This window comes from Actinosynnema sp., assembly GCF_052038725.1.
Genome location: NZ_JBQGCX010000231.1, coordinates 1 through 4,305, shown reverse-complemented (window position 1 = coordinate 4,305; position 4,305 = coordinate 1). Strand labels below are relative to the sequence as shown.

At 71.7% G+C, this 4,305-nt stretch carries 1 protein-coding gene; it reads left to right on the top strand.

The annotated features are described in order from the left end of the window. Nucleotides 1-885: 885 nt before the first annotated feature. On the top strand, nucleotides 886-3,789 hold the full coding sequence (gene secA, locus ACTUAL_RS04515; RefSeq protein WP_440899361.1) for a preprotein translocase subunit SecA: 2,904 nt from the start codon (nucleotides 886-888) through the stop codon (nucleotides 3,787-3,789). Nucleotides 3,790-4,305 lie beyond the last annotated feature (516 nt).

Genomic DNA, 4,305 nt, shown 5'->3' with positions numbered 1-4,305 from the left:
CGCCACCCACTGACCGCCACCCACTGACCGCCACCCACTGACCGCTCCACGACGCTGCCCGCGCCAGCCGCTCGCCGCGCACCCCGTCAATCCCTCGCTGCGCCGATCTCTTCGCCGCGCCGTGGTCGTTCTCCACGCACTGGACCCCCGCTCCTCGGCAGGGCCCTTAAACTCAGCCGCCAGCCGCCAGCCGCCAGCCGCCAGCCGCCAGCCGCCAGCCGCCAGCCGCCAGCCAGTGGCCGCTGGCCCTCCGCCCTCCCGGCATGAGTTGCCCCTGCGGCTCTTCGCGAGCGTCCCGCAGGCCCTTCCCGCTGCGAGCAGCTCTCTGCGAGCCAAGTCGCCGCCAAAGCAACGCCGCCCCGTGCGAGCCGTGCTGAGCCCGTGCGGCGTTCTCGCCGTTCCGCCGCATTCCCGCCAGCTAGTGCTGCTCGCCGTTCCCGCTTGCCGTTCCCGCCCCCTGTTCCCGCCCGCCAGTCCAGCCGTCAGTCCCGCTCCCTGTCCCTGCCCGTCAGTCCCGCTCCCCGTTCCCACCCGCCAGCCCTGCTCTCCAGCCCTGCCCGCTGTTCCTGCCCGCTGCGCCCTTCCTGCCCCGCGTTCGCCTTCCGCGCCCGCCACGACGGAGTGAACTTGATCGCCTTATCCCCGCCTTCGGCGTGCTCCCGCCCCTCCCGTCCGGCAAGATCCCGACCCCTCGGCCGGTCGTCCGGTCCGGTCCTGCTCCGACGGGTCCCGAAGGGCTCGCCGGTGGTTCCTACCTGTGTCTGTGCACACACCTTCACGACTTGCCTACGATGGCCATAGGTGAGGGGCCCACCGCCACCCCGGTGGACCCTAAGGAAGGCGCCCGCCGGGCGCGACGCGATGAGGTAATGAGGTCGACCCGAGATGGTGCTGTCCCGACTGCTCCGCGCAGGCGAAGGCAAGATGCTCAAGCGCCTGCGCAACATCGCAGCGCACATCAACAACCTCGAAGACGACGTCGTCGACCTCTCCGACGCCGAGCTCAGGGCCAAGACCGAGGAGTTCCGCAAGCGCCACGCCGACGGCGAGTCGCTCGACGAGCTGCTGCCGGAGGCGTTCGCCGTCGTCCGCGAGGGCGCGAAGCGGGTGCTCGGCCAGCGGCACTTCGACGTCCAGCTGATGGGCGGCGCGGCGCTGCACCTCGGGCAGATCTCCGAGATGCGCACCGGTGAGGGCAAGACCCTGACCTCGGTGCTGCCCGCCTACCTGAACGCGATCGCGGGCAAGGGCGTGCACGTCGTCACGACCAACGACTACCTCGCCAAGCGCGACTCGGAGTGGATGGGCCGCATCCACCGCTTCCTCGGCATGACCGTCGGCGCGATCCTGTCCGACATGACGCCGGAGCAGCGGCGCGCGGCCTACAACGCCGACATCACCTACGGCACGAACAACGAGTTCGGCTTCGACTACCTGCGCGACAACATGGCGTGGAGCCTGGACGAGTGCGTGCAGCGCGGCCACTTCTTCGCCGTGGTCGACGAGGTCGACTCGATCCTCATCGACGAGGCCCGCACGCCGCTGATCATCTCCGGCCCGGCCGACCAGTCGTCGCGCTGGTACCTGGAGTTCGCCCGCCTGGCCACGCTGCTGCGCAAGGACACCCACTACGAGATCGACGAGCGCAAGCGCACCGTCGGCGTCTCGGAGGCCGGTGTCGCCTTCATCGAGGACCAGCTCGGCATCGAGAACCTCTACGAGGCGGCGAACACCCCGCTGGTCGGCTACCTGAACAACGCCATCAAGGCGAAGGAGCTGTTCAGCAAGGACAAGGACTACATCGTCCGCAACGGTGAAGTCATGATCGTCGACGAGTTCACCGGCCGCGTGCTCTCGGGGCGCCGCTACAACGAGGGGATGCACCAGGCGATCGAGGCCAAGGAGGGGGTGGAGATCAAGGCCGAGAACCAGACCCTCGCCACGATCACCCTCCAGAACTACTTCCGCCTCTACGAGCGCATGGGCGGCATGACCGGCACGGCCGAGACCGAGGCCGCGGAGTTCTACCAGACCTACAAGCTCGGCGTGGTCCCCATCCCGACCAACCGCCCGATGAAGCGCCGCGACCAGCCGGACCTGGTCTACAAGTCCGAGGAGGCGAAGTTCCAGGCGGTCGCCGAGGACATCGCCGAGCGGCACGAGAAGGGCCAGCCGGTCCTGGTCGGCACGACCAGCGTCGAGCGCTCCGAGTACCTGTCGAAGCTGCTGGTGCGGATGAACATCCCGCACGAGGTCCTGAACGCCAAGCACCACGACCGCGAGGCGCTGATCATCGCCCGCGCCGGTCGCAAGGGCGCGGTGACCGTCGCGACGAACATGGCCGGTCGAGGCACCGACATCGTGCTCGGCGGCAACCCGGACATCCTGGCCGACCACGAGCTGCGCGACCGCGGCCTCGACCCGGTGGAGACCCCGGAGGAGTACGAGGCCGCCTGGTCGAAGCTGATCGAGGACGTCAAGGCCGAGGTCAAGGTCGAGGGCGAGGCGGTCCGCGAGGCGGGCGGCCTGTACGTGCTCGGCACCGAGCGCCACGAGTCCCGCCGCATCGACAACCAGCTGCGCGGTCGCTCCGGCCGCCAGGGCGACCCCGGCGAGTCCCGGTTCTACCTGTCGCTGCGCGACGAGCTGATGCGCCGGTTCAACGCGGCCATGGTCGAGAACGTGATGACCCGCCTGAAGGTGCCGGACGAGCTGCCCATCGAGCACAAGTGGGTCACCAACGCGATCCGCAGCGCGCAGACCCAGGTCGAGCAGCAGAACTTCGAGATCCGCAAGAACGTCCTCAAGTACGACGAGGTCATGAACGAGCAGCGCAAGGTGATCTACGCCGAGCGCCACCGCGTCCTCGCGGGCGAGGACCTGCGCGAGCAGGTCACCCACATGATCAAGGACGTCACCGGCGAGTACGTCGACGGCGCCACCGCCGACGGCTACTCCGAGGACTGGGACCTCGACAAGCTGTGGACGGCCCTCAAGTCGCTCTACCCGGTGTCGCTGGACGCCAAGGCGCTGCTCGACGCCGAGGACGACCTCAGCCGCGAGGACCTGCGCGCCCGCGTGCAGGAGGACGCCCTGCAGGCGTACGACAACCGCGAGGCCGACATCGACGGCCGCGTCGGCCCCGGCGCCATGCGCGAGCTGGAGCGCCGCGTGCTGCTGTCCGTGCTGGACCGCAAGTGGCGCGAGCACCTCTACGAGATGGACTACCTCAAGGAGGGCATCGGCCTGCGGGCGATGGCCCAGCGCGACCCGCTGATCGAGTACCAGCGGGAGGGCTTCGACATGTTCAACGGCATGTTGGAGGCGCTGAAGGAGGAGATCGTCGGCTTCCTGTTCAACCTGCAGGTCGAGGCCGCCGAGCCCGAGCCCGCCCCGGAGCCCCCGGTGCAGGTGTCGATCAGCAACGGCGCGGGCAACCTGACCGGCAGCCGCGCCCGCGCGCGCGCCGCCGCGGCGGCCCAGGCCGAGGCGCAGCAGCAGGCGGCTGCGGCCAGGCAGCAGGAGGAGCAGCGCCGTCGCGAGGCCCCGGCGGGCTCCGCGCTGGCGCAGCTGTCGGGTGCCCCGATCCCGCCCGCGCTGCGCGGCAAGGGCCTCGACCCGCGCGCGAACACGAACCTGACCTACACCGGTCCGGACGAGAGCGGCGACGCGGAGTCCCACGGCAGCGCAGGCCAGGGCGGCGGCGCGGGCCAGAGCGGCACCCGCAAGGAGCGCCGCGCCCAGGCCCGCGCCCAGGCCAAGGGCCAGCGCAACCGCCCGCAGGGCTGACCCGACAGCGACCCCGGTGACCGCGACGCGGTGACCGGGGCGCGTCGGCGAACCGCTCCCGCAGCCCCCGGACCCCAGTCGGTCCGGGGGCTGCGGGCTTTCCCGGCGGGGACGCGGGCGCGGTGCACCCGAGCGCCGGCGCCCGGCGAGGACGCGGGGGGCGGAGGCCGCTCCGGCTGAACCGCAGCACTGGATTGCGGTGCGGTGTGAGAGCCGCGCGATCCCGCGGGGGTGTGGAGCGGCCGGAGCAGCCGTGTCCGGCGGGCCGCAGCACGGGAGTGCGCTGCGGTGGTGCGCGGGTGGGGTGGCAGGCAGAGGCCCGGTGGTCGGGGCGCGGCGCAGGCCCGCGGTGAAGCGGTGTGCGGCGCCGGGGCACCACCGGCCTGCCGGAAGCGCCGTGCCGGTCGGGCCGCGGTGCGCGCCCACCGCCCGGGCGGGCCCCACCGCGGCGGTCGGCCACGGGGCTCACCGCCCCACGTGGAAGCGCGACAGCAGCCACCGGCCCTCCACCAGTTC